The organism is Hymenobacter sp. GOD-10R (assembly GCF_035609205.1).
Lineage (GTDB): Bacteria > Bacteroidota > Bacteroidia > Cytophagales > Hymenobacteraceae > Hymenobacter.
The window spans coordinates 2,829,061-2,853,604 of the sequence record NZ_CP141184.1; the positions used below are offsets into that span (position 1 = coordinate 2,829,061).

The following is a 24,544-nucleotide window of genomic DNA, read 5'->3' on the forward strand; positions in this document are numbered from 1 at the left end:
CAAAGCAATCCGGCGAAGTTGAGTATTACACCATTAGTCTGCCCTCTTTAGCTACCTGATGGAAGCACCCTCTAGAAGTGGCATAGTATCTCACCTAGGTTAGAAAATTACTCTCTCCCGTTATCGGGGCCATCGGGCAGTGGGGCGACCAGCAGGATCAGCGTTTAGGGGCGCTTAGCGAACAGAACATTCCGTCTTAGCAACCACCGTATCCTGACAGGCTCCGGTCAGGATCTGCTCCATTTCCATTAGCAAGCCTGGAATAGGCGTATCGCTCGTGTTGGTCAGGCAAAGTGAACCGTTGGTCGTCAAGGCACCAATCGTCTGTTCCATTCCTTTCCCCGAACGGACCATTGGGCCGTACAACGCTTCCAGTTTTAAGGGGCCAAACTCAGTGTTATATTTCACTCTGACCAAGTTGGTAACCATGATATGATGGTTAAATGCCTGTTTTAGGGCGTCCAGCATTTGCTGTATATCGTTGTGACCGAAGACAATACTGCGAAAAAACAACAAATAACTAGTCGTATAGTCAACGGAACTAGTTCCGCCTAGCTCAGCCTTGGCAAGTCTGGCCAAATCCCAGAAAGACAAGTGCGGCTGGTTGTCAAAGAACACGGATTGGGTGGTGATATTCAGACCAACGTTATCGTCCAGGTTGAGGGCTCCTCTAGTGCAAATAGGCGAAACCAATTCCATCCTGGTCTGGTCCCATTCTGGCCGCATTTTCCTCGATGCCAGTAACACAGCCGCGCAAATAGCGCCGTGGACGCTGGTATTTTCTTGTCGGGCGCGTTCGAGAAGGTGGCGGGTGGTGATGGCAGAAAAGCGGTGCGACGAAACCAAGGGGTTGACTACATCCGTCTTCATTTTCAGTTCGAGCACTTGCTCGACCGTCTGCGTCGGCAAATCTTCCGGCAGACCTAGGGTTTGGTCGTTGGATAGTTGCGGTTCCATTGCTTCCAGCTCTTTTCCGGTAACGGCGAGCAGAAGGTCCCGCGTCAAATAGCTCAAGGACGTTCCATCAGCCACCGTGTGATTTGCGGCCAGGATCAGGACAGTGCTGTCTGGTTTTTGCAGCAAAACAACTCGTAAAAGCGGACCTTCTGCCGTGTCAAACCGTACGGAAAGCTCTTTCTCAACTTCCTGTTCCCACCGGTAATTTTGCGCCACGTGCACCACGCGGAGTGGAATGGGTAGGTTTTCTACATGCTGTAAAGTAGGGCGCCCTAGCGCATCGAGTACAACCCTGACCGAGAGATTCGGATGGCGTTGTTGTACCAGGTCAATGGCCATCCTCCATTTTTCAACGGGCTGGGTTCCCGAGATGTCCGCGGCCAGGCAAAAATCCTTGGAATCAATTTGATCCAGCAGCCAAAACGCTTTTTCGAATGCCCCCAAGGGTCGGTTCTGTTGTCTTTTCATTTTGCATTTAATTAGATGAGGGATAGTGATAGGGAAGTTCCTGCGCTAACCTGAATGCAAAATTGGCCGACCGAGAAGGGGTAGAGAATGGACAAAAGTCGAAGGGTCATGCACATTTGGCCATCCGTGTGATCCCCTTTAAGATCAAGCTAAATGACTACTTGTGGCGATTGGCTTTTCTTGATGTTTCACCGTACTGGTGGTCAATCCTGCTCTTTGCGCACAGCCACTAGCGTAGGCGTTACCAGCATGTCGGGCTGAACGCCAATGGCGAAGCGCGGCGGGCACATAGGCCCTTGCAAGGAGGCCAGCGCCATAGTCAATCAAAACAAACTGTACGAGAGTGGCTGACTCAGATTTTGACCAGCGGCAAGCGGCTAGCAAGTAAGCGTCCGCCTTTGTTGGTGGACAAGCGAGGCAGCCGTTAGGGTGCAATGCACTCCCAGCGTATCTACTGTACACTCCTGCCCAGCTACGTGGTAGCCTGAGGGGCGTGTTCCAATTAGAGTTCTTCTTTGAATACCTAGAGTACTCGCCTAAACGGCCCCGAAAACGCAGATTTTCTGTTAGGTAATCTGAACAGTGTAATAAGGATGTCTGCTGTTATTGACGCAACGTGGTTGTAAAAGTGTTGTAGTGAACACTAGTTAGTAGAGGCCACATACCTCTTTTACCTCTTTGCCTCCCTTAGAAGACTCCTTGACGGGTATTCTACTTACGCCCTAAAAGCAGCAACCTAAAGCACGGAGGACGCACAATACGCTTACTGTACAATAGCGGTTGAAGCGTGAAGGCTTATTCAGTGCTGAGTGATTTACGTATTTCTGCCTGTAGCTAGGCGAGCAACTTCTTGATCGTTTCCTGGAAGCTCGTACGCTCGGCTACCGTACAGTAAGCTACCAGCATGCAAACCAGCCAGCGAAGGTCTTGCACCTTATAAGCTACCTCTCGAAGGAAGCGCCAGGGCTCGTAACGTTTCTTAAAAGAAACGTTACGAGCCCTGGCGTTGCGCTTACAACCCGCTACAAATGCTTTCTGCCGTACGATATAAGTCCAACGTAAAACGGTTCAGACCACCTGCAAAAAACGAAAGCTGTTCGTGGTTACAACTCCATAATGTCCTCGTTCCAAAGGGTTGGCTCGGCCTCGATGAACTCCTGCATCATCTGCACGCACTCGTCCAGGTTCAGGTCGACTACTTCCACGCCGTGGCTTTCTAGGAAAGCGCGCGACTCCCCAAATGTGCGCGACTCGCCCACCATTACCTTCGGGATCTTAAACTGCACAATGGTGCCGGCGCACATGTAGCAGGGCATCAACGTGGTGTACAGCACTGTGTCGCGGTAGCTGCGCTGACGGCCGGCGTTGAAGAGGCAGTCCATCTCGCCGTGCTTAATGGGGTTGTCTTCCTGTACGCGCTTGTTACGGCCGCGCGCTACGAGCTTGCCATCACGCACTAGCACCGAGCCAATTGGGATGCCGCCTTCCTGGCGACCTTGGCGCGCCTCATCAATGGCGGCTTGCATGAATTCGTCCATGAACTAAATAGGTAATAGTGTTAAGTTGTTGATTGTTAAATTGCTGAGCTAGGTGGTTGATCAAATCAGCCATTTATCCATCCAGCAATTTAGCCATTTACCGCGCGCAAATGCCTTTGTAGGGGCAGAACTGGCACCGGTCCAAGTCATCCGTCTTGCGAATGGGCTCGGCGGGGTCGAGAATACGGTGCACCAGCTCCGTCAGCATAGCCTCGCCTTTAACCACAAACGACTGACCGTCTTCCGTCAGGAAACTCATGTCGGCTGTCATGGGACCAGCACCTAGGTTGCGCAGGGAAATGATAGCCGCATCAGCCGCTGGCTGGCCTTCGCGCTCTAGCATGAAGCGGTAGAGCCAAAGCTGCCGCACTTTATCGGCCGAGGACGTGGCATCGGTGAGCAAGCGGCCGGTTGCAGCCACGGCGTCCTCGCCGCGCTTTTGCAGCTTGAGGTCGTAGGGCTGCACGAGGCCTGTCTTGTAGTCTACCACGCGCAGCCGGCCGTCGGGTAGCTCGTCGAGGCGGTCGGTAAAGCCGAACAGGCGCAGCAGAAGCGGCTCCCCGCTAGCTAGCTGGATTGGAACCTTCGTTTCCAGAATCTGCTCCAGCGCCTCAATCTTCAACGGCAGCGCACCTGGTTGTGCCAGTAGACTCTCCAGGTAGCGTCGTACTAGCTGCACTGCTACCTGACCGAGCACAAAATTCAACCCCTCATCGGTGCGCGCGTGTCGGTCACTCTCTTCCTTGCGCAAGGCTTGCTCTACTTCCTGCGGCGCTTGCTTGAGTAAACTCGGAATATCGCCAGCAGTAATGGGCAGCCCCGCTTTCAGGAAGGGCCGAAACATATTCTCTAGCGCCTCGTGCACCACCGTCCCGAAGCCATCGGCACCTAGCTTTTCCTCCACTTCCTCGGCTTCTTGGAAGCGAGCTAGGCGGTTGAAGTAAAACCGCAGCGAGCAGTTCAGAAACTCGTTCAGCGCCGACGGGGAAAGGCCGTGCTCCAACACGCCCTGCAAGGCGTGCAACATTTTCTCGTCCTTTTCCAGCACTAAGTCACCAACTGGAGTTTGGGTGATAACCTCACCGGTGAGCTCCTCCTGCCTTCGCGGATTTCGTGTATCAAGCGAACTAGGGCTAGGGTGAGACGTTACCGTCGCCGTTAAGTCGCGCAAGATCATGTGCGGGTTCTGCGGCAACAAGTCATTCTCAATCTGTAGTAAAAAGCGGCTTCGCTCGCCGGTGCGCGTGCCTTCCGCGCCGGGTAGCACGTGCAGCAAATCCACGCGGCGGGCGCGCTGCAAGAGGCGCCAGAACTGGTGGGCGGTGGCCGCTTCATGATCGGCGTAGGTAGGTAGCTTGAATTGGGTAAGTACGTCGTAAGGGAAAAGCGAAGCGTGGCGCTTAGGCGCCGGCAGCACGTTCTCGTTGCAGCTCAGAATAATGATGTGGTCAAAGTCGAGGGCGCGAGTTTCCAGCAGACCCATCACCTGCACATCGGCAATGGGCTCTCCGGAGAAGGGGAGGCGGGTGCGCGCCATCTGCTCGTACAAGAACCGCCGAAACGAACGTACCGATAGCCGCTGCTCCCGGCAGTCGAACACCGAATCGAGCCGCTTGACCAGCGTGAAGAACAGGTACAAGTACTCTGCCTCAATGGCTGAATGTTGATCTTGGTACGCCTGCTTCAGCAAATCAATCAGCGTGTAGCAGGCCGCAATAATGTCGTCGCAGGTGTCCCAGGTGCGGAACAGCGCCTCAATGAGCGGGTGCTGATGACCTAGCTCTAGCAGCTCGCTAGCGGGCAGCAGCACAGCGTTGCGCTTTACAATCTGGGTGCAGATGTTTTCCAGCAAACCGTGGTTCTGAGGCTGCTCCTGCTTATCGAGCCACTGCTGGTAGCGTCGCAAAAACGGGTGCATCAGCAGCTTCGTGACGGCTAGGTGGTGGTAGCGCGGCACGCCGTAGCCTGTTTCGGCGCTGCCCTCCCGGATGCCGGTCAGGTGCACTTCAAACAGCAAATCGACGAGGTTGAACAGGGGCGTGCTCTGGAAGCTCAAACCCATGGTTACGTTGTATTCGGGCACGGCCTCGGGCGGCAGGCCATGCAGCACGGGCAACAGCAAAGTTTCGTCGGGCAGCACCACGGCTACCTTGGCGGTGGGGTCTTGCAGGCGCGACTCGGCGAGCAATTGGCCAGCTACCTTGCCCTGCATACTGGCATTGGCCACGCCCACAAACTGCACCTCACGCGGCAAGCCGCGCAACAAGTCGGCCGGACCGCCGAAGTTCTCGTTGGGCAGCTCCCAGTCGCGGCGGTAGCGGCGCAGGTGTTGGCCGGCGCGGTTGGGTGAGTCGCCCTCCATATAGAAGGAGTCGCCGTCGAAATGCACCTCAGCTTTTCCTTCGCGCAGCAGTAACCGGATCAGTCGTTCTTCTGAGCGCGACAACGAACCTAGCCCCAGAAAGAAGTGGCGAGCTATCGTGTTGTCGATGTTCTCCAACCGATTCTGCATCCGGTTGACGGCCAAGCGGTAAGCTAGGCCTGGGTAGGCTAGGTGGTCGTGCTCCATGCGCTTGCGCAGGCGCCAGTACACTTTCTCTAAGTCGTCCCAGAAGCGGAAGTACTGCGCCGTGGTGCTCGCCGGCGCCGGCGTATCGGTCAGCTCCCAGCGCTCCAGCGCCTTCGCCTGGCTCAGGTACTCGAACATCTTCGCTGGCGAAGCTAGGTTCTGGTCGAGGTTGGAAAAATCCTGTAACAGCAAGCCCGACCACCCCACAAACTGATCGAAGTCGAGCTTCTTGTCAATGTCGCGCAGGATATCGAACAGCATGAGCTGCAAGGCAATAGGTTCTTCGACCTGCACACCCGCCAGCTCCACCATGTAGTCTTCCATGGCCGTAACCCGCGGCGACCACAACGCCTGACCTGCCTCAGCGGCGAGGGATAGCTCATTCTTAAGGTATACCACCGCCCGGCGTGTGGGTACGACCACTATTAAATCGGAGAGTTCGGAGCCGGGGAAGCGCGTCACTAAATCGCGGGCCGCTTGGGTGAGAAACGGCGTGGCAGTGGTAGCGGGCGTAGTAGGGGCGGAGGGAACGGCAAACATAAAAAGCGGGCAAATACTCCTTAAAGATACAGCACGTACGTAGGCTTTTCGTAGCTGTGCTATAACCACTTGATACCTAGTATCGTTGAGAGCTATGTCGTCATAACAGCGGTCCTATGTTCTTGGGAAGCCGGCACCGGAAAACACACCTGAACAATGCCAGGCAATAGATGCCTGACTTCTGAGAAACGGAGACTTATTCAACGCACAGAGGTGGACCAGCTAATCGGGCGAGCATCCTGAGAGGAAATAAAAAATTAATCAACTGTTTAAAACATTGTCATAAACGCTCTGTTTAAAAACCAATTTACCCATCTGATTACCTAGGTCGTGTCCGAAGAAACTGCACCCCAAAACACCGAAAAGCGCATCAAAGAGGCTGCGCGTAAGGTCTTTATGGAAAAAGGCTTCGACGGCACCACCACCCGCGATATTGCCGAAGCCGCTGGCATCAACGTAGCGCTGACCAACTATTATTTCCGCAGCAAGGAGAAGTTGTTTCGGATGATTTTTGAGGATGCGCACCGCGATTTTTTCCATGAAAGTCACGAGTTGCTGCAAAAACCAATCAGCCTACGTGAAAAAATCCCGCAGCTGATTGCTTCCGACTTTCGTCTGTTCGCCAAAAACCCGAACCTGTCGCTGTTTCTCATCACCGAGCGACACCGCCACCCCGAGCTGCTAGCTAGCGCGAAAGAGGCGCCGCCCGCCGTCCTCTTTTTTCTGGACCAAGTGCAGGAGGCCGTCACGCAGGGCGAAATCCGGCCGGTAGCGCCCGCGCACGTGTTGCAGTTGATAATGGCCAACGTGCAGTTCGTGTACCTGTCCAAGCCCATCATGTTTCAGTGTGCAAACATCGCCTCGGCAGCCTACGGAGAATTCATAGCCAATCACCAGCAGCTTGTCACTCAAATGATTATGACCTATTTATTTGACTTTTAACCCCGTTTTCTCTGACCGCTTTGGCTTCGTTGCCCGCGCCGGGCATACCCTCCTAGCCTAGTCTACTCCACAATGAACACAACATTATCTTGCTTGCGTGCTCGAAGTAGCACGCTGTTATTGGGCCTTTTGCTGCTTATGCCGTGGCTGAGCTGGGCGCAAAAATCGACTCAGCCCATTGGCACGTTGCCCCCGCAGGCCACCTTACAACAGTGCATCGAGTTTGCCCTCAATAACCAGCCCGCCGTGCGCCAAGCTAGGCTGAATGAACAGATCGGGGAGCGCAACATTCGTATCGGGCTTTCCTACTGGTTGCCCCAGATCAACGGTACGGGCATTTATACACGCAATATTCAGCTGCCTACCAGCGTATTACCCAACTTCACCGATCCATCGGCCGGGCAGCAGATCATCCGAATTGGCTTGAAAAACACCTCGACCGTTGGGGTAGGAGCCACGCAGCTACTCTTCAATAACGACGTGTTGCTGGCTGCCCGCTCGGTGCGGGCCACGCGCTTGAACTACGCCCAGACCACGGCGCTCAACAAGATCGACGTGGTGACCAACGTGAGCAAAGCGTTCTACGACATTCTGCTCACGCAGGAACAGCTGCGGATTCTGCTAGAAGACATTCAACGCCAGGAGCGCCAGGTGAAAGATGCCCGCGCGCAGTATGAGCAAGGCATCGTCGATAAGACGGACTTTCTGCGGGCAGAAATTTCGGTGAAAAACGCCTATGCCCAGCGCCGCACGGTATCAACCTCGATGAGCGGCAAATACGCGACGCTGAAGCAGCTGATGGGCCTAGCCCCCGAAAACCCGCTGAACCTCACCTACGATACCCTGCAAATGGTGAAGGAAACAGCCCTGGATACGACTCAGCGGCTTGCCTACGAGAAACGCGTTGAGATTCAGCAGCTTCAGACGCAGAAGCAGTTGCAGCGCTTCCAAATCGACTATTACCGATTTGGCTTCCTGCCGTCGCTATCTGGATTTTACAACTACAACCGCGTTTACCAAAACAACAACTTCTCCGACCTCTACAGCCGCGCCTTCCCCAACCAGAACGCCGGTTTGCAGCTCGCGCTGCCCATTTTTACCGGCACGCGGCGCCTGCAAAACCTGAAGATTGCGGAGCTCCAGGACGACCAGCTCGACCTCAGCCTGTTCGACACGCGTAACCAGATCAACACCGAGTTCGAGCAGACGATGGGTACTTACAAAGGGGCGCTCAATGAGCTAGCGGTGGTGCAGCAAAATGTGGCCGACGCCAAGGAGGTATACCGTATTCTGAACCTCCAATACCGGGAAGGCATCCGCACGTTCCTCGACGTGATTATCGCCGAAACCGACCTGCGGACGGCGCAGCTGAATTATTACAATGCCTTGTTCAGCGTGCTCTCTAGCAAGCTAGATGTGGAGCGTGCTCTGGGCAATATCACCTTTAATCAGTAAACAAGCGAATCCATGAACTGGTATTCAGGACGGGTATTGCCCGTAGTTATTAGCTCTGCGTTGCTCGCCTCTTGCGGCTCGAAAGAGCAACAAGGACAACAGCAAGGACCACCGCCCGCCATTCCGGTAGCGGTGTACAAAGTGACCGAGGAGCCGGTAGTGGGCGCCGATACGTATCCCGGCACCGTGGTGCCGCTGAACGAGGTGCAACTGCTGGCGCAGGTAACGGGCTATCTGACCGATATTTATGTGCAAGATGGCCAGCGGGTTACCAAAGGCCAGCGCCTTTACAATATTGACCGCACCCGCTACCAGGCCGCCTACAACCAGGCAACGGCTCAGTTGCAAGTAGCGCGCACTAACTACGCCCGCGCCGCGCAGGATGCAGAGCGCTACGTGCGTCTCGGTGAGCAAGACGCTATTGCCAAGCAGCAGATCGATATTGCTAAGGCTACCCAGGCCAACGCACAATCGCAGATTGCGGCGGCCCAAGCAGGCGTTAGCGCCGCGGCCTTGGACGTGCGCAACTCCGTTATTATTGCGCCGCTCACGGGTACCATCGGCATTGCGCAAGTGAAGCTAGGTGGCCTCGTCTCGCAGGGTCAAACCCTCATCAACACGGTGTCGGCCGAAGAGCCCATTGCCGTTGACGTCAACATTGCCGAGCAGGACATTGCCCGTTTCTTAAAGCTGCAACAAAACAAGGCCGCCGTGAAGGACTCGGTGTTCACCTTGGTACTACCCGGTCTGAAGCCCTACAACGTGCCGGGCCGCGTGGCTACCGTCGACCGGGCCGTGGATCCGCAAACTGGCACGTTGCGCGTGCGTGTGCAGTTTCCGAACCCAAAGCGCATGCTGAAGGCTGGGATGAACGTGACTATGCGCGTGCTCAACCAAGACACCGGCAACCAGCTCGTGATTCCGGCTCGCGCCGTGACCGAGCAAATGGGCGAGTTCTACGTGTACGTGGTGGGCGACAGCAACAAAGTAGCCCAGCGCAAGGTGATGACCGGCACGCGGGTGAAAGACATGGTGGTGGTACGCAACGGCCTGAAGGAAAACGAGACCATCGTGAGCGATGGTTTGCAGAACCTGCGCGAAGGCGCGGTAATCCAGGTCGGCGACCCCACGAAACCAGCGGCAGCGCAAGGCGGCAAGCCTACGGCTGCTAAATAGTTTTAATTGCTTTTCTACTAAGCATGATATCAGACGTTTTTATACGACGACCGGTCACGGCTATTGTCGTATCCATTGTTATTGTTCTGGTCGGGGTGCTTGCCATCCTGAGCCTGCCCATCAGCCAATACCCGGACATTTCGCCACCCGTAGTGCAGATTTCGGGTAGCTTCACGGGAGCCGATGCGCAGACGGTGGAGCAAACCGTAATGACCCCCATCGAGACGCAGGTAAACGGTACGCCGGGCATGGCCTACCTGTCGTCGAACGCCACCAGCGATGGCCGTATCTCGTCGAACGTGACCTTCGAGATTGGTACCAACATCGACATTGCAACCCTCGACGTGCAGAACCGGGTGAGCGTAGCCCAGCCGCAGCTTCCCGACGAAGTGAAGCGCCTAGGCCTGACGGTAAAAAAGCGTAACCCCACCATCCTGATGGTAGTGGCGCTGTACTCGCCGCAGAAGACGCACAACATTCAGTTCCTCGACAACTACACCAATATCTACGTGCGCGACGCCTTGTTGCGCGTGAAAGGTGTGGGTGACGTGACCAGCATTGGCCAAGACTTCTCGATGCGCGTGTGGCTCAAGCCCGACCGCATGGCACAGCTAGGCCTAAGCGCGGCCGAAGTGACGGGCGCTTTGCAAGAGCAAAACGTGCAAGTAGCTGCCGGTTCTATCGGTTCGGCGCCACAGTACGGCTCGCAGCCTTTCGAATACACGCTGTTCGTAAACGGCCGCTTGAGCAAGCAAGAGGAGTTCGAAAACATCATCGTGCGGACCAACCCCACGGATGGCTCCATTGTGTACCTCAAGGACGTGGCGCGGATACAGCTCGGTAGCTTCGACTACTCGCGGGCTTCTACCGTGAACGGCAACCCGGCTACGCTGCTGCTCGTGAACCAAGTGCCAGGCGGTAATGCGCTCGAAACGGCCGAAGGAGTGTACGCGGCCTTGGATCAGCTGAAAACCAAGTTTCCGCCGGACGTAACCTACAAGGTGCCGTTCGAGTCGATTACGGTGGTGAAAGTGTCCATTGAGGAAGTAATTCACACGCTGGTTGAGGCACTGGTGCTGGTGACGATTGTGGTATTCGTGTTCCTGCAAAGCTGGCGCGCTACCCTCATCCCGATCCTAGCCGTGCCGGTAGCTATTGTGGGTACGTTCATCATGTTCATTCCCCTAGGCTTCACCATCAACACGCTGACCCTCTTTGGTTTCGTGCTTGCTATTGGTATTGTGGTCGACGACGCCATTGTGGTGGTGGAAGCCGTGCAGCACTACATTGACACGGAGCGCATTTCGGCGCGGGAGGCTACCGAGAAGGCCATGAAAGACATCACGGCGCCGGTAATTGCCATTGCCTTGATCCTGGCCGCGGTGTTTATCCCGGTAGGCTTCATTCCCGGTATCGTAGGGCGCTTGTACCAACAGTTTGCCATCACTATCGCCATATCGGTGGTGCTGTCGGCCTTCATCGCCTTGTCGCTCACGCCGGCGCTTTGCTCGCTGCTGATGCGCCCCACCGAGCAGAATGCTGACTCGAAAGGCCTAAATAAGCTGTTCTACAAGTTCAACCAGTGGTTTGGCCGCGTTACCGATTCGTATTCGAACGGCGTAACCCGGACGCTAAAAGCCACGCCGCTGGTGCTCATCTTGCTCGTGTGTATCTACGCCGGCACGTTTGGACTGTTCCGCACCAAGCCTTCGGGCTTTATCCCGACCGAAGACGAAGGACGTTTGTATGTGTCGGTGGAATTGCCGCAGGGCGCTTCTAGTGCTCGTACCAAGGCCGTTATGAATCAGATGTCGGATATCATTCGTAAGAAGATTCCCGCCATCAACAACTACTCCGGTATTGCCGGTCTGAACGCATTGAACTTTGCCTTCAAATCGAGCAGCGGTACCTTCTTCGTGCAGCTCAAGCCCTGGGACGAGCGCAAAGACGAGTCGCAGCAGCTCTACGGTGTGATCGGGCAGCTACAGAAGGAGTTCTCGGTGATTAGAGGTGCCAACATTGTGGTGGTGCCGCCGCCCGCTATTCCAGGCCTAGGTAACACGGGTGGTTTCAGCTTCCAGCTGGAGCAGCGCGAAGCCTCGACCGATATCAAAGCCTTCGAAGCGACGGTAAACAAATTTGTGGCGGCCGTGAACCAGCGACCGGAAATTGCGCGCGCGTACACCTTCTTTACGGCTAAAACGCCTGGTTATCAAATCACAGTTGACCGGAACAAAGCCAAAAAGCTAGGGGTGCCGCTGACGAACATCTTCCAAACGATGTCGACGTACCTAGGTAGTACATATATCAACGACTTCACGAAGTACGGTCGCAACTTCCGCGTGGTGGCCCAGGCCGATACCTTCTACCGCAAGGATATCACGGAGCTAAACACGTTCTACGTGCTGAATCAGCAAGGCCAGCAGGTGCCGATGAGCTCCCTGGTGACCTACAAGCTGGTGGAAAACGCCCCGTTGATTTCGCACTATAACCTGTTCCGCTCGGCCGAAATCAACGGCGACGCCAAGCCAGGCTACAGCTCCGGTCAAGCCATTGCGGCCTTGCAGGAAGTAGCCGCTAAGACGTTGCCCGCCGATTACGGCTTCGACTTCTCCGGCCTAAGCCGTGAGGAAATCAACGCGGGTAATAGCACCATTATCATCTTCGGTCTGTCGATTCTGTTCGTGTTCTTGCTGCTAGCGGCGCTGTACGAAAGCTGGTCGGTGCCGTTCTCGGTACTGCTGGCGGTGCCCCTAGGTGCCTTCGGCGCTATCGTGGCCCTGACCTTGCTGCCCAAGCTCACCAACAACGTGTACGCCCAGATTGGTCTGATCACGCTGATTGGTTTGGCCGCCAAAAACGCCATCCTGATCGTGGAGTTTGCTAAGGAACGCGTCGATTGGGGTATGAACCTGGTGGACGCCACCATGGAAGCCGTGCGGCTACGTCTGCGCCCGATCATCATGACCTCGCTGGCGTTCATCCTCGGCGTGCTGCCGCTGGCCTTCGCCTCGGGGGCCGGTGCCGTGTCACGCCAAACGATTGGCTGGACGGTGACGGGTGGTATGATTGCGGCTACCTTCCTGGCCATCTTCGCCGTGCCGGTGCTATTTGTAGGCATCACGCGGCTAGCTTATGGCAAGAAGAAGCTAGCCGAAATGGAAGCTAACTACGACCCTGAAGCGCACGGCCACGTGCAGCACGGCTCCAAAGATTCGAACACGCCGCCAGAAGGCCCTTCTGAGTCGAACAACAACGACAAAGGCACCGAGGAAAAGCGGCGGAACGACCAAACGCCGCCGGAGCTAGGAACCTAGGTTTCGACCTGTTGCCTATTGCTAAGGCAAAAGATGCACAAAGCAAAAGCCCGCGACCTAGGTCGCGGGCTTTTTTTGTTGAGACAAGCTAGGTCTGATCGTGGGTATGGAAGCGGGAGCTGAGTTAAAACTCCGGATTCGTATAAAAATCTATCAACTTGCCTTTCTTGAGAAGCTTCAGCTCCTGCTTGAGTCCGCGTTGGTTGTTGCGGGTGGTTAGCTTTGAATCAAGCGTACCTAGGTCAGGTTTGCCGGCATTAACCCAAGCTGTGTACCAATAATCGGCAGTGGCGACAATGGCGGCGCGTAGCTGGCGTTCAACCATGTGATTAAGCTTTGCGTGGTAGCTCTTTGCGTATTCTGGCGAGTAGTACGTGTCACCGAATTGGTTTTTGCGGACGGCGCCCTGCGCATCGAGTTGGTACACGTTGGAAGCGGTGAGGTTGCCGTGCACCTCCTTTTCGAGGCGCAGCAGCGTATCGGCCGTGGCAAAGCTGCGCTGCATAATAGCCCACGTTTCGGTCACCGGATCGGCGATGTAGCGGGCCTCCCGGACGCGGAAGTTGTAGTCCTTCCCAAACATTTCGGGCAGCTGGCCCTCAAAAAAGGAGTGAATGCCCTTCTGATTGGTGAGTTGGCCGTCGTGGTTGAGGGTGGTGTGCAGGGGCATGTGGGCGTCGCCGAGGTAGTGACCTAGGTCGGCGGCCAGGAACAGGGCTTCGTCCTTGCGGCCGTTCTTGAAGGCGCGAGTCAGCTTGACCATCATCTGCTCGACGTACCAGGGCAGAGTACCGTTTTTCTCCAGCGTAGCGGCGTCAAAGCGAGTCTGCGCTTCGGCCCAGGTGCGCGGAAACTGCGTGAGCGGACCTAGGTTGTAGGCCTCGGGGTTGATGAAGTGGCGTGCAAACTCGGCTTTGTCACCGATGACGTATTTGCGGGCGTCAGGCAGCACAGCTTCTTCGGTGAGGAAGTCGGCGTGGTTGTAGAAGAAGGTGCGCATGGCCGGCGGCAAGGCCAAGATGGCAGCGCGATTGATGCGCTGATGACTCCAGGCACCCCAGGCAAATAGGAGGGAAGGCGCACTCAGCAGCAGAGCGACGAGCAACAGGACCCGGGCGCGACGACGGGAATAGGTGAACATGAGCAGAAGAGCTAGGTAATCGGGAAACACTACAAAACTACAAGGCTCTTTGCAGGAACGTGCCACGGCGTGCTCCTACGGCGTCCTGTTTTTAGCTAGATTAGCCGCCAAACTCCTGCCCTTATGAAAAAAATATTCTTGGCTGCTTTTCTCCTCAGCGCCTCCTCTTCCATGCTTTTTGCCCAAAACCAAGTCGTTCCCCTGTACGCTGGCACCGTCCCCGATTCCAAACCGAGTGACGTGAAGGAAAACATCATCAAAGTAGCCGACGGCACCGAGCGCGTTAGCAACGTGGTACAGCCTACGTTGTCTATCTACTTGCCACCCAAAGAGAAGGCGAACGGCACGGCCGTTATTATTTGCCCTGGTGGAGGCTACGCCCGTTTGTCAATTGACGGCGAAGGTCGTGAAGTAGCTAAGCGCCTGAACGAGATGGGCGTGGCGGCTTTCGTGCTCAAATACCGTCTGCCGAACGACCAGAGCCAGCCTGACAAGTCTATCGCGCCGCTGATGGATGCCCAGCAAAGCCTCCGGATGGTGCGCGAGCAGGCCGCCAAATACAACGTCAACCCGAACCGCATTGGCATTATGGGCTTCTCGGCGGGCGGACACCTAGCTTCCACCGCCGGCACGCACTTCACGAAGCCCGTGGGGCAAAACGTGAGTGCCACCTCCGTGCGCCCCGATTTTGAGGTACTGATCTATCCTGTTATCAGCTTCTCCGAGGAGCTGAAACACGGCGGCTCCCGCGACAATTTGATCGGCAAAACTCCTTCGGAAGATCAGATTAAGCTGTATTCTAATGAACTACAGGTGACGGCCCAAACGCCGCCTACCTTCCTGGTGCACGCCCAAGACGACAAAACGGTGCCGGTGCGCAACAGCATCGTGTTCTACGAAGCTTGCACGAAGCAAGGTGTGCTCGCCGAAATGCACCTCTATCCCAAAGGCGGCCACGGCTTCGGCATGCACAACAAAACCACGAAAGACGAGTGGATCGAAAGCCTGCAAAACTGGTTCGACGCCAACGGCTGGCTAACGAAGTAGCGCAAACGGGTCGTCTACGTCACCGACCCAGGTAATTTCAGTTCCTACCGGCACGTCGTCAATCAGTTCCGATTCAAGCAGTAACACGTAAATGTCGCGGTAGGTGGGGCCCGTTTCGGCTTCCACTTGCCGCGACATTTCTTCTACGCTAGCTGGCATGGTTTCCTGCTGCCCATCGGGGAAGGTGAGCGTGACCAAGAGCTTGGTGTGCAGGACAAATTGTCGTAACACCGATTGCTCGTTGCGCGGCACGGCCAGCAAGCCTAGCCCCGTGAGGCGGACGCTAGCATCGACGGTCATGAGCAATTGCGCAGGCATAAAGAAGCTAGGGGGTTAGTCGTTGCCCTGCTCCGACAACGACGACGGGTTGCGCAGGCGACGGATGTAAGAGAAAAATACGCCCAGCAGCAGTGCCACCGCGCAGCCTAGCAACACTTCGCCGGTGCGCGTAAGCGCAATCGTCACAGCTTCGCGCCAGGGAGCGTTGGCAAGAATCGCCGGCACCATAACGATGGAAACGGTGGCTGGCGCTAGCTTCCAACTCGAAGGATACTTTTTGAAGGAGGTGCTGATAAACACAGCAATCGTGACGGCCAGCAAAAACGACCAAACCGTGACGCCGGCCAGCAAGATGCAGATGATGCCTACCGCACAGCCCATTACGGTGTTAATCACCCGCGAGGTAATAGCGTTGCGCAGGTTGCCAAAGTCCGGCTCTGATACCACAATCACTGAAATCAGTGCCCATTCCATCTTTTCGAGTTGGAGCCACTTGAATAAAAGCCAGACGATAATGCACCCGAGCACCGTCCGGAAGGCATAGAGCAGAGAGGTAACTGTGAAGGAAACGTGTTGCTTCATTCGAAAGAATGATAGAGACAGGAGGCTAGGTTGACGGAAAGTGTTTACTACGAAGCCCGGTAACTAGTTTTTCAACCTGCAAACAGTTTTGCACGAAGATAGGCCCTAGTACTAGGCCTTAATTTTTCGATCAATGCCTGATCGGAGCAGGTGAGAGGAGTGAAGCTAGGCTCTGTCCACGTTGGTGGAGCAGCATGCGTTTTTAGGCAGCGCAAGGCACCAAATAGGGCCTCTATCCACAAAAATCTGTTTTAAGGCTAATAATAAACTATCACAAACGTTTGCGAACGTCACGCAAAGGATTGCACTTCCTAATGCCTTCCTTACTTTTAAGCCGACCGTTTTCCGCCGCCCAGCTAGGGTAATGTAAATCGGGTAGTTAGTGCTATTCATCGCAGCAGTTTGCCTGTAGACTGCCAGTAGCTTTCGATGCGTAAAATGAAATACCTGCTTGTTTTCTTTTTCTCGGTAATAAGCACCGCCGGATTTTCGCAAAAAATAGCGACGCTTGAAGTGGATCTTCCGCAGTCCACCAGCAATTTGGAAATTCCGGTTAAAGCTAGGTTGGACGAGGTAACTCTTTTGCCCGATTCGGTTTTGAGTTTGGTAGCTGTGGAGGGGAGCAAGCGCACACCGGTAGCCTGCCAAATTGAAAATGGAGAATCAAGATTTATTCACTGGATTATTGATCCGGCAAGCGCAAAAAAAGGTAAGCACACCTATGAATTAATAAAGAGCGCAAAAAATAATGCACCGGCTACAATTAAAATAAACGATCAACAAGGTGCTTTAACAGTGCGCGCGGGTGACAAAAACCTGGTGCGTTATAATTACAAAACCGTGTACCCACCGGCTGGCATTGATACGGCATATAAACGGAGCGGCTTTATTCACCCACTCTGGACGCCGCACGGGCAGGAATTAACCCGCATTCAGGCCCCCGACCATTACCACCACTACGGCATCTGGAACCCGTGGACGCACGTGCTCTTTGAAAAGGATACGGTGGACTTCTGGAATATCCGCGACCGGAAAGGCACCGTGCGCTTCGCCAATGTTGTGGCCACGACTGATGGGCCGGTGTACAGCGAGTATGAGGTGTTGCAGGAGCATATCGCTTTCAAACCCGGTGGGAAGGAAAAGGTAGCCTTGAATGAGCTGCAATCGGTGCGCGTGTACCAGCCTAAAGATCAGGATTATTACATCGCCGATGTTACGATTAATATGAGCTGCGCGAGCCCTAGCCCGGTGCTGCTGCTGGCTTATCGGTACGGCGGTTTTGGGTGGCGCACCACCGAAAAGTGGAACAAAGACAACAGCGAAGTATTGACCTCAGAAGGCAAAACCCGCAAGGAAGCCGACGGCTCTACGGCCCGCTGGTGCATCGTACAGGGCCAGCTCGATCAGGACTACGGCGGGCTGGTGATGATGTCGTACCCAACGAATTACAACTACCCCGAGCCGCTACGCATCTGGCCCGAAACGCAGAACGGTCGCGGGGATATGTTCGCTAATTTCTCGCCGACTAAGAATAAGAACTGGTTGCTCGAACCCGGTAAGACTTACACGCTGAAATACCGCTTGATCGTCTACAACGGTCATTTTACGAAAGAAAAAGCGGAAAGCGGCTGGCAAAATTTTGGTAATTCACCTAAGGTTACGGTAAAGCTTAAATAGTATCTTCTTCTGACGAGTTTAAAATAATAAGCAGATGAGCGAAGAAAAAACAGCGCAAGTTTCCAGGAGAGGTTTTCTGGAAACATCGGCTAAAGCGGCGGTAGCTACCCTAGCTTTTGGCGGTTTCCCAACCATTGTACCAGCCAGTGTTTTTGGAAAAAATGCGCCGAGTAATCGCATAAATATTGGTGCTATCGGCACGGGGCGTATTTCTCGAATTCACGATATGCCTGGCGTGTGGCAATACGATCAGGCGCAAATCATGGCCGTGTGCGACCTAGATACCCGACGCGCCGAAGAGGGTAAACTATTAGTTAATGAATATTACTCGAAGAAAAACGGCAAGCCCTACGATGGGGTAAAGGTGTACAACGATTATCAGGCGTTGCTCCAGAATAAGGATATTGACGGCGTGCTAATCAGCACGCCCGACCACTGGCACGCGCTGATCGGGATGGCAGCGGTGAAGGCGGGTAAAGATGTGTACTGCCAAAAACCTACGTCGCTGACCATTGCGGAAGGCCGGGCGCTGAGCGACGCGGTGAAAAGCACGGGCCGCATTTTCCAGATTGGCAGCCAGCAGCGGTCCTCCAGCCAGTTTCGGTACGCGGCGGAACTGGTGCGCAACGGCCGCATTGGCAAGCTGAAAACTGTGTACATCGGCTTGCCCGGCGACCCATCGGGTGAGGACGAGCCGCCGATGCCGGTGCCTAGCAACCTGAACTATGATATGTGGCTAGGCTCGACGCCGGAGGTGTACTACACCGAAAAGCGCGTGCACCCGCAGCAGGGCTACGACCGCCCCGGCTGGTTGCGGTGCGAGCAGTTTGGCGCGGGCATGATTACGGGTTGGGGCTCTCACCACGTCGATTGCGCCCACTGGGCCATGAACACCGAGCATACCGGCCCGATTGAGGTATGGGGCACGGCCGAATTTCCGAAGAAAGGCCTCTGGGATGTGCACGGTCCGTTCAAGACGGAAGGACTGTATGCCAACGGCGTGCACATGATCATCAGCGATAGTTTTCCAAACGGAATCAAGTTCGAGGGCACCGACGGCTGGATCTTCGTGTCGCGCGGCGATGCCAAGGCGACTTCCAGCGACCCAGTGAGTTTGCAAGCCGCTAAAGCTTTGGATGCCAGCGACCCGAAGCTTCTTCAGTCGGTGATTGGGCCCAATGAGATTCACCTGTATGAGAGCAAGGAGCACCACGGCAACTGGCTGGAGTGCATCAAGTCGCGCAAGCAGCCTATCGCGCCGGCGGAAGTGGGGCATCGGTCCTGCTCAACGTGCCTGATCCATCATATCGTGATGAAGCTGAAGCGCAAAGTGTACTGGGACCCGGCTAAGGAGCGGTTCAAAAACGACGACGAAGCCAACGCCCTACTTACGCGCCCTCAGCGCAAGCCTTACGCGCTACACGGTTAGGCTACTTAGCTGTTAGTGAAATTAATACATTTGAGGTGATACCTAGGTAATGGCAGAACATTGCGTACCTCCGCGTGTCCTCTGCGGTAAATGAATTCCGCTCCGTATGCCAAGCCCACTTGAGAAATGAGAAAACTCTTCCTTACCAGCCACTTCATTTTTCTAACTACCCTGGGTTGCTTGGCCCAAACTACCACTAAACCAAGCGCGTCGGTGCGCCTAGTGACGCTCGACCCTGGCCACTTTCACGCTGCGCTAGTGCAGAAGTCGATGTACTCCAGCGTTGACTCTAGGGTGCACGTGTACGCGCCGGCCGGCCCCGACGTGCAACTGCACCTCGACCGCATCACGGCTTATAACACCCGCACCGCGGACCCGACGCGCTGGCAGGAGCAAGTGTACACCGGCCCCGATTTCTTCCAGAAGATGCTAGCCGATAAGGCGGGCAACGTTGTCGTCATTGCGGGGAACAACCAAAAGAAAACCGAGTACATCGCCGGAGCGCTCAACGCTGGCTTCAACGTGCTGGCTGATAAGCCTATGGTGATAAATAGCAAGGAATTCAAAACGTTGGAAACGGCCTTCGCAACGGCCCAGCAGAAAAACCTGCTGCTGTATGATATCATGACCGAGCGATTTGAGATAACCACTGTGCTGCAAAAGGCGCTTTCTCAAGTGCCGCAAGTGTTCGGCACGCTCGAAAAAGGCACGCCCGACAACCCGGCCGTGACAAAAGAGAGCGTGCACTACTTCTATAAGTATGTGTCGGGAAGTGTGTTGACCCGGCCGCCGTGGTTTATGGATGTGCGGCAGGAAGGAGAAGGCATTGTGGATGTGACCACGCACTTGGTAGACTTGGTGCAGTGGGAATGCTTTCCGGAGAGAGTATTGGATTACAAGAAAGACATTCAGGTGCTGGCCGCCAAGCGCTGGACCACCGACATGAGCCTAGGTCAGTTCAAGGCCATCACCAAGTTGAACGGCTTTCCAGATTACCTGAAGAAAGACCTCGCGAACGATACGCTGCTAAAAGTGTACAGCAACGGCTCTATTACCTATAAGCTGCTCGGGGTGCATGCCAAGGTGGCGGTAACGTGGGCCTACAAAGCGCCCGAAGGTGCCGGCGACACGCACTACTCCATTCTACGCGGCACCAAAGCCAACCTAGTTATTCGTCAAGGCGCTGAGCAGCAGTATAAACCTGCGCTTTATGTGGAGCCTGCAGTAAATAATCTGGCTTACGAAAAAGCCTTGCAGGATGAGCTAAAGCGGCTGCAGGTGAAGTACCCCGGTGTGGAGCTGAAGAAGTCAGCTAAGGGCTGGGAGGTACTGATCCCGGACAGCTATCGAGAAGGGCACGAAGCGCATTTTGCCCGCGTAACGCAGCAGTTTTTAGAGTACCTGCAAAAGCGCAACATGCCCAAGTGGGAGGTGCCCAACATGCTGGCAAAATATTATACCACCACGAAGGCGCTGGAAGTAGCTTCGCAGAGTCCTAGTGAGTAGCTGCTACTAGTTAGAGCTAGCAAACTAGTTCCCCTCCTTTTTTAAGGAGGGGCTAGGGGTGGTCAAACTAGAACTAGAAAGCTAGAGCTAATACCATTCCCTAGCGAGGAACCACCCCTGGCCCCTCCTTAAAAAAGGAGGGGAACTAGCTTGCTAGCTCTAGTTAAAATAAATACGAGTAAATTCCCCTCACCCTAATTGGGTTCAACCTCTTCCCTTATGAAAACGCCTTTGCTTGCTGTCGGAGCCCTTGTTGTGTTTAGCTTCGGCTTTCAAACGGATACATCTTTACCCTCAGGCGTTTACAGCGGCACTGCCCAAGCGGTGAAAAAGGATGGCGGGCGAGAAAGCCAGCAACTCGCTAAAGGCAGCACCTTGGACCTAGCAGAGCTAGCCATTCATACGTCCACGCTCGGGCCGGGGCAAACAAACCACCCGCTGCAAGCCTACAACGATGCGGAAGAACTCGTGGTGGTGAAGGAGGGGAGCCTGACGGCCACGGTAAAAGACTCGACCAAGACCCTAGGTCCGGGTGGCCTGGCCTTGATTGTGGCTGGGGATAAGCAGAGCTTTAAAAACGCGACGAAAGCTCCTGTAACGTATTATGTGCTAAAGTTTAAAGCGAAAGACCCGGTAGATATCCAGCGCGGGCAAGCCGGCGGGGGCTCTTTCGTGAAAGACTGGAGCAAGTTCAAGATGTCCAAAACCGATAAGGGCGAAACCCGCCCCGTCTTCGACCAGCCCTCGTCGATGTTCAAGCGGTTTGATGTGCACGCGACGGTGCTTAACCCGGGCAAAGCCAGTCACCCGCCGCACACGCACCGCACCGAAGAAATTATCCTGATGACGAAAGGCAGCGGCGAGATGCTCATTGACAAAACACCACACAAAGCCACCGCCGGGGACGTGATTTTGCTGCGGTCGAACGTGCCGCATGCCTTTACCAACACGGGCACCACCCCGTGCGGGTACTTCGCTATTCAGTGGCATAGCAACGCTGAAACTAATGCGGCACAGCATTAATGCTGCTTAGAGGCAACAGCGTAACAAGCTATTAATCAGTGTATAACGACCAGGTTATCCGGGTTGTTGGCGTCGCGTCGTTTCATCTCCTAGCTTTTCAGGGCGTAGCGGCAACTCGCGCACGCGCTTGCCCGTGGCGCGGTACACGGCATTGGCTAGTGCGGCGGCCGTGGGGCCTTGGGCGGCTTCGCCGGCACCTAGAGGCGGCTCGTTGGGCCGGTCAATCACCGTAACGCCCATCACATAAGGCACTTCATCGAAGCGGTAGATGGGGTAAGTTTCCCACTGCCTACTCCGTATACCGTGCGCGTCGAAGGTCACTTCTTCGTTGGTCGTCCAACTGGCGGCCTGAATCATGCCGCCTTCCGTCTGGTTTTTGACGCCATCAAGGTTGATGACTTCGCCGGAGTCGATAACGGCCCAAAGCTGGGGGCGGTACACGGTACCTTCCTCGGCAATGCGGACTTTGGCTACCACGGCCACGTAGGCCGCTTTGTTTTTGTATTGGGCAAATGCGCCACCTAGTCCTTCACCTTCAGCTAGCTTTTGTTGGCTTGCAATTTCCTGAGCCTTGCGTACCACGGCTTTCGCGCGTTCGTCTTGCAAGTGCTGCAAGCGAAATTCCCACGGGTCTTGCTTGGCTTTCTCAGCCAGCTCGTCCATAAAGGACTCAATGGCAAACACATTGCCGTAGGCACCTAGGCTCCGCAGGGCCGACGCGCGCAGCGGGCCTTCGAAAAAGTAGGCGTCTACTTTAAGGTTTGGCATCACGTAGAGCGGCTCGGCGTTGCGGTAGCCGCCGGCGCTAAAGTCGTTGGCTCCGTCGTTTTTGGGTATCCGCGGCTGAGCTAGGTATTGGGTAGGTAAAAGCTTATCCGCTTGACCATTAGGTCGGGCGCTGTGCGTGTCGGTCCAAACTTGCTGCTGCCAGTGCGTGATACGGCCAGTGGGGTCAAGGCGGGCGCTGATGTCGATGAGCATGGCGCTGCCGTAGGGCTCCCAGGCGTGCTCGTCTTCGCGGGACCACTGCACGCGCACGTGGCGGCCGGGCGTGGCTACGGCGAGCAGGGCCGCGTCGGCGGCGGCATCGTCGGCGCCGTTGTGGCCATAGCAGCCGGAGCCGGGCACGCCTTTCACGTGAATATTTTCCTTGGGCAACTTCAGCAAATCGGCCAAGGAGTCGCGCATTGGGTACACGCCCTGGCTGTGCGTCCAGACGTGCAGCTTGCCTTGCTCGAACAACGCCACCGCGCAGCTCGGCCCAATGGAGCCGTGCATGAGGTAGGGCTTGAAGTAGCTGGCTTGCAGGGTAGTCTCGCCCGCCGCGGGTGGCGCGTCGAAACTTCCTTGGCTGGCTACTGGCTTGGGCGTGTTGGGCAGTTTGCGGATGTAATCGGGGAGGGGCTGGCCGGTGGGGAGGGTGCGGCCCGGTGTCCATTGGGCGTGCAGCTTGGCGTAGTCCTGGGCTAGCTTGGCGTCGTATTCCTGCTCGGCCAGCAAACCCACGAAGCTGCCATCGATGTGCACTTTCAATAGGCCCGGCACGAGGCGCTTGAGTTCGGTCTCATCAAGCTTGACCAGTTTTGATTCGTAGTTGGCCGGGCGTAGCACGCGGGCATGCAGCATGTTCGGAAACCGTAGATCCTGCACGTACCACTCTTCAGCGCGCACCATACGCTCAATTTCCTGGCGGTGTACGGCCTTGCCCACGTAGCGGTACTGGCTTTTGGGCTTGAGCTTCACCGGCAGGCGCACTTCATTGGTCAGCTGGGCACCGTTCAGCACTTGCGCAAAGGTGAGCTGACGCTTCTTGTCTTTGGTTTGAATGAGGCCATCGGCTAAGGTTAGCAGCGTTGCCTTAGTACCTAGCTTTTGCGCTGCCAGCGTCAGCAGCTTCTGCCGGGCGGCCGCCGCTGCGTAGCGCACCGACATGGCGCTTTGTTCGATGGAGGCGCTGCCCGCAGTGTAGCGTTCGTCGGGCGTGCGGTCGGTTTCGGCCAATACTACTTCCACCTTGTTCAGCGGCATATCGAGCTCCTCAGCCGCCACTTGCTGCACGGCGGTGCGAATGCCCTGACCTAGCTCGATTTTGCCGGTGAGCACCCGTACGCGGCCATTGCTCAGCACCTCCAGCCAAGCATTGATGCGCGGGTTATCCTGAAGACTTCCGGGCAGCTCATCGCCCCCGATCGGACTCCCAGTTACATCGGTGGTTAGCCCTAGGAAGGCAAAGCCAATGGTCAGGCAGCCAGCACTCTTAAGAAAATCGCGGCGGGAGGTAGGGGGCAAGTTGGAAGGCATTGGGGTGGATAATCTTGAGCGGTAAGAAGCGTCGCGGTCCGAGGGCACAGGTGTCCAACCAGTAGGATCAACTCATTTCGGAAGCTCGCTTAATCGCTTTGATGGCCCGGCTATGCACGCTGCACCGGCACAGCACCCGGTAGAGGCTGTTGCGAATTTCCTCTTCGTTGGGCTTAGGATCTTGCTGGAGTAGCGCCGCGGCCGACATCACCATTCCGTTCAAGCAGTAACCGCATTGGGGCACCTGCTCGTCGATAAAAGCCTGCTGCAATGGGTGCAAAGAGCCATCGGGGCGGGTGAGGCCCTCCAGCGTAGTGATGGTCATATGCAGAACTTCTGCTACGGGCAGCTGGCAGCTCGGCCAAGCTAGGTTGCCATTGAGCACCACCATGCAAGCTCCGCACTGCTGAAGGCCGCAGCCAAACTTGGGTCCATTGAGGGCTAGCTGGTTGCGCAGCACGTACAGGAGCGGCGTGGCCGGGTCGACGCGCAGTGCGTGCGGCTGGCCGTTGACGTGCAAAGTGAGGTCTGCTTCCATCGCTGAGGAGTTTAGAAGAGCATACTGCGGAAGCTGGTAAAAGGATGCTGTCTATTCCG

Annotated in this window: 17 protein-coding genes; 9 read left to right on the forward strand and 8 right to left on the reverse strand. The window is 55.7% G+C overall.

Annotated features, from left to right (window positions below; all coding sequences use genetic code 11):
* Positions 1–174: 174 nt before the first annotated feature.
* The 3 genes from SD425_RS11345 to SD425_RS11355 all read right to left on the reverse strand — a co-directional run bounded on the left by SD425_RS11345 (position 175) and on the right by SD425_RS11355 (position 6,072).
* Positions 175–1,425 (reverse strand): condensation domain-containing protein, encoded by a 1,251-nt coding sequence (locus tag SD425_RS11345; RefSeq protein ID WP_324678565.1) that lies wholly within the window; start codon positions 1,423–1,425, stop codon positions 175–177.
* A gap of 1,103 nt (positions 1,426–2,528) precedes the next feature.
* Positions 2,529–2,963, reverse strand: coding sequence for a nucleoside deaminase (locus SD425_RS11350; RefSeq protein WP_086596082.1), 435 nt, complete (start codon positions 2,961–2,963; stop codon positions 2,529–2,531).
* A gap of 97 nt (positions 2,964–3,060) precedes the next feature.
* Entirely contained in the window at positions 3,061–6,072 is a 3,012-nt protein-coding gene (locus SD425_RS11355; RefSeq protein ID WP_324678570.1) for a PD-(D/E)XK nuclease family protein, read from the reverse strand.
* A gap of 330 nt (positions 6,073–6,402) precedes the next feature.
* Between SD425_RS11355 and SD425_RS11360 the strand changes: the two genes are divergently transcribed.
* From SD425_RS11360 to SD425_RS11375, 4 genes are all read left to right on the forward strand, one after another.
* Positions 6,403–7,014 (forward strand): TetR/AcrR family transcriptional regulator, encoded by a 612-nt coding sequence (locus SD425_RS11360; protein ID WP_324678572.1) that lies wholly within the window; start codon positions 6,403–6,405, stop codon positions 7,012–7,014.
* Between the two features lie 138 nt (positions 7,015–7,152).
* Positions 7,153–8,469 (forward strand): TolC family protein, encoded by a 1,317-nt coding sequence (locus SD425_RS11365; protein WP_324678574.1) that lies wholly within the window; start codon positions 7,153–7,155, stop codon positions 8,467–8,469.
* A 12-nt stretch (positions 8,470–8,481) separates the two neighbouring features.
* Positions 8,482–9,645 (forward strand): efflux RND transporter periplasmic adaptor subunit, encoded by a 1,164-nt coding sequence (locus SD425_RS11370; protein ID WP_324678576.1) that lies wholly within the window; start codon positions 8,482–8,484, stop codon positions 9,643–9,645.
* Between the two features lie 23 nt (positions 9,646–9,668).
* Positions 9,669–12,962 carry a multidrug efflux RND transporter permease subunit gene (locus SD425_RS11375; protein ID WP_324678578.1) on the forward strand — a complete coding sequence of 1,098 codons (3,294 nt, stop codon included), beginning with the start codon at positions 9,669–9,671 and terminating at the stop codon, positions 12,960–12,962.
* A 124-nt stretch (positions 12,963–13,086) separates the two neighbouring features.
* Here the strand turns inward: SD425_RS11375 and SD425_RS11380 are convergent, their stop codons facing one another.
* Positions 13,087–14,103 (reverse strand): zinc dependent phospholipase C family protein, encoded by a 1,017-nt coding sequence (locus SD425_RS11380; protein WP_324678581.1) that lies wholly within the window; start codon positions 14,101–14,103, stop codon positions 13,087–13,089.
* 123 nt (positions 14,104–14,226) lie between these two features.
* Between SD425_RS11380 and SD425_RS11385 the strand changes: the two genes are divergently transcribed.
* Positions 14,227–15,150, forward strand: a complete 924-nt coding sequence (locus tag SD425_RS11385; RefSeq protein WP_324678583.1) for an alpha/beta hydrolase — start codon at positions 14,227–14,229, stop codon at positions 15,148–15,150.
* On the opposite strand, the gene SD425_RS11390 is transcribed toward SD425_RS11385, so the two are convergent.
* Together SD425_RS11390 and SD425_RS11395 are read right to left on the reverse strand one after the other, a co-directional pair.
* Positions 15,139–15,468 (reverse strand): hypothetical protein, encoded by a 330-nt coding sequence (locus SD425_RS11390; RefSeq protein WP_324678585.1) that lies wholly within the window; start codon positions 15,466–15,468, stop codon positions 15,139–15,141. The genes SD425_RS11385 and SD425_RS11390 overlap by 12 nt on opposite strands.
* A 15-nt stretch (positions 15,469–15,483) precedes the next feature.
* The gene (locus SD425_RS11395; protein ID WP_324678587.1) at positions 15,484–16,011 is read right to left on the reverse strand and encodes an FUSC family protein; all 528 of its coding nucleotides are present in this window, start codon (positions 16,009–16,011) and stop codon (positions 15,484–15,486) included.
* 438 nt (positions 16,012–16,449) lie between these two features.
* On the opposite strand from SD425_RS11395, the gene SD425_RS11400 reads away from it, so the two are divergent.
* From SD425_RS11400 to SD425_RS11415, 4 genes are all read left to right on the forward strand, one after another.
* Entirely contained in the window at positions 16,450–17,688 is a 1,239-nt protein-coding gene (locus SD425_RS11400) for a PmoA family protein (protein ID WP_324678590.1), read from the forward strand.
* A 34-nt stretch (positions 17,689–17,722) separates the two neighbouring features.
* Complete coding sequence (locus tag SD425_RS11405) at positions 17,723–19,117, forward strand: Gfo/Idh/MocA family oxidoreductase (protein ID WP_324678592.1); 1,395 nt, start codon at positions 17,723–17,725, stop codon at positions 19,115–19,117.
* Positions 19,118–19,243: 126 nt separating this feature from the next.
* Positions 19,244–20,623: a putative oxidoreductase C-terminal domain-containing protein gene (locus tag SD425_RS11410; RefSeq protein WP_324678594.1), complete on the forward strand. Its 1,380-nt coding sequence runs from the start codon at positions 19,244–19,246 to the stop codon at positions 20,621–20,623.
* A 219-nt stretch (positions 20,624–20,842) separates the two neighbouring features.
* Positions 20,843–21,646, forward strand: coding sequence for a cupin domain-containing protein (locus SD425_RS11415; protein WP_324678596.1), 804 nt, complete (start codon positions 20,843–20,845; stop codon positions 21,644–21,646).
* A gap of 54 nt (positions 21,647–21,700) precedes the next feature.
* On the opposite strand, the gene SD425_RS11420 is transcribed toward SD425_RS11415, so the two are convergent.
* Positions 21,701–23,947 (reverse strand): xanthine dehydrogenase family protein molybdopterin-binding subunit, encoded by a 2,247-nt coding sequence (locus tag SD425_RS11420; protein ID WP_324678599.1) that lies wholly within the window; start codon positions 23,945–23,947, stop codon positions 21,701–21,703.
* A gap of 67 nt (positions 23,948–24,014) precedes the next feature.
* A complete protein-coding gene (locus SD425_RS11425) occupies positions 24,015–24,485 on the reverse strand; it encodes a (2Fe-2S)-binding protein (RefSeq protein ID WP_324678601.1) in 471 nt (156 codons plus the stop codon).
* Positions 24,486–24,544 lie beyond the last annotated feature (59 nt).

Excerpts from the sequence above, each read along its gene's own strand:
- SD425_RS11345 (WP_324678565.1), bottom strand. The coding sequence starts at position 1,425 with ATGAAAAGACAACAGAACCGACCCTTGGGGGCATTCGAAAAAGCGTTT.
- SD425_RS11350 (WP_086596082.1), bottom strand. The coding sequence starts at position 2,963 with ATGGACGAATTCATGCAAGCCGCCATTGATGAGGCGCGCCAAGGTCGC.
- SD425_RS11355 (WP_324678570.1), bottom strand. The coding sequence starts at position 6,072 with ATGTTTGCCGTTCCCTCCGCCCCTACTACGCCCGCTACCACTGCCACG.
- SD425_RS11365 (WP_324678574.1), top strand. The coding sequence starts at position 7,153 with ATGCCGTGGCTGAGCTGGGCGCAAAAATCGACTCAGCCCATTGGCACG.
- SD425_RS11370 (WP_324678576.1), top strand. The coding sequence starts at position 8,482 with ATGAACTGGTATTCAGGACGGGTATTGCCCGTAGTTATTAGCTCTGCG.
- SD425_RS11375 (WP_324678578.1), top strand. The coding sequence starts at position 9,669 with ATGATATCAGACGTTTTTATACGACGACCGGTCACGGCTATTGTCGTA.
- SD425_RS11380 (WP_324678581.1), bottom strand. The coding sequence starts at position 14,103 with ATGTTCACCTATTCCCGTCGTCGCGCCCGGGTCCTGTTGCTCGTCGCT.
- SD425_RS11385 (WP_324678583.1), top strand. The coding sequence starts at position 14,227 with ATGAAAAAAATATTCTTGGCTGCTTTTCTCCTCAGCGCCTCCTCTTCC.
- SD425_RS11390 (WP_324678585.1), bottom strand. The coding sequence starts at position 15,468 with ATGCCTGCGCAATTGCTCATGACCGTCGATGCTAGCGTCCGCCTCACG.
- SD425_RS11395 (WP_324678587.1), bottom strand. The coding sequence starts at position 16,011 with ATGAAGCAACACGTTTCCTTCACAGTTACCTCTCTGCTCTATGCCTTC.
- SD425_RS11400 (WP_324678590.1), top strand. The coding sequence starts at position 16,450 with ATGAAATACCTGCTTGTTTTCTTTTTCTCGGTAATAAGCACCGCCGGA.
- SD425_RS11405 (WP_324678592.1), top strand. The coding sequence starts at position 17,723 with ATGAGCGAAGAAAAAACAGCGCAAGTTTCCAGGAGAGGTTTTCTGGAA.
- SD425_RS11410 (WP_324678594.1), top strand. The coding sequence starts at position 19,244 with ATGAGAAAACTCTTCCTTACCAGCCACTTCATTTTTCTAACTACCCTG.
- SD425_RS11415 (WP_324678596.1), top strand. The coding sequence starts at position 20,843 with ATGAAAACGCCTTTGCTTGCTGTCGGAGCCCTTGTTGTGTTTAGCTTC.
- SD425_RS11420 (WP_324678599.1), bottom strand. The coding sequence starts at position 23,947 with ATGCCTTCCAACTTGCCCCCTACCTCCCGCCGCGATTTTCTTAAGAGT.
- SD425_RS11425 (WP_324678601.1), bottom strand. The coding sequence starts at position 24,485 with ATGGAAGCAGACCTCACTTTGCACGTCAACGGCCAGCCGCACGCACTG.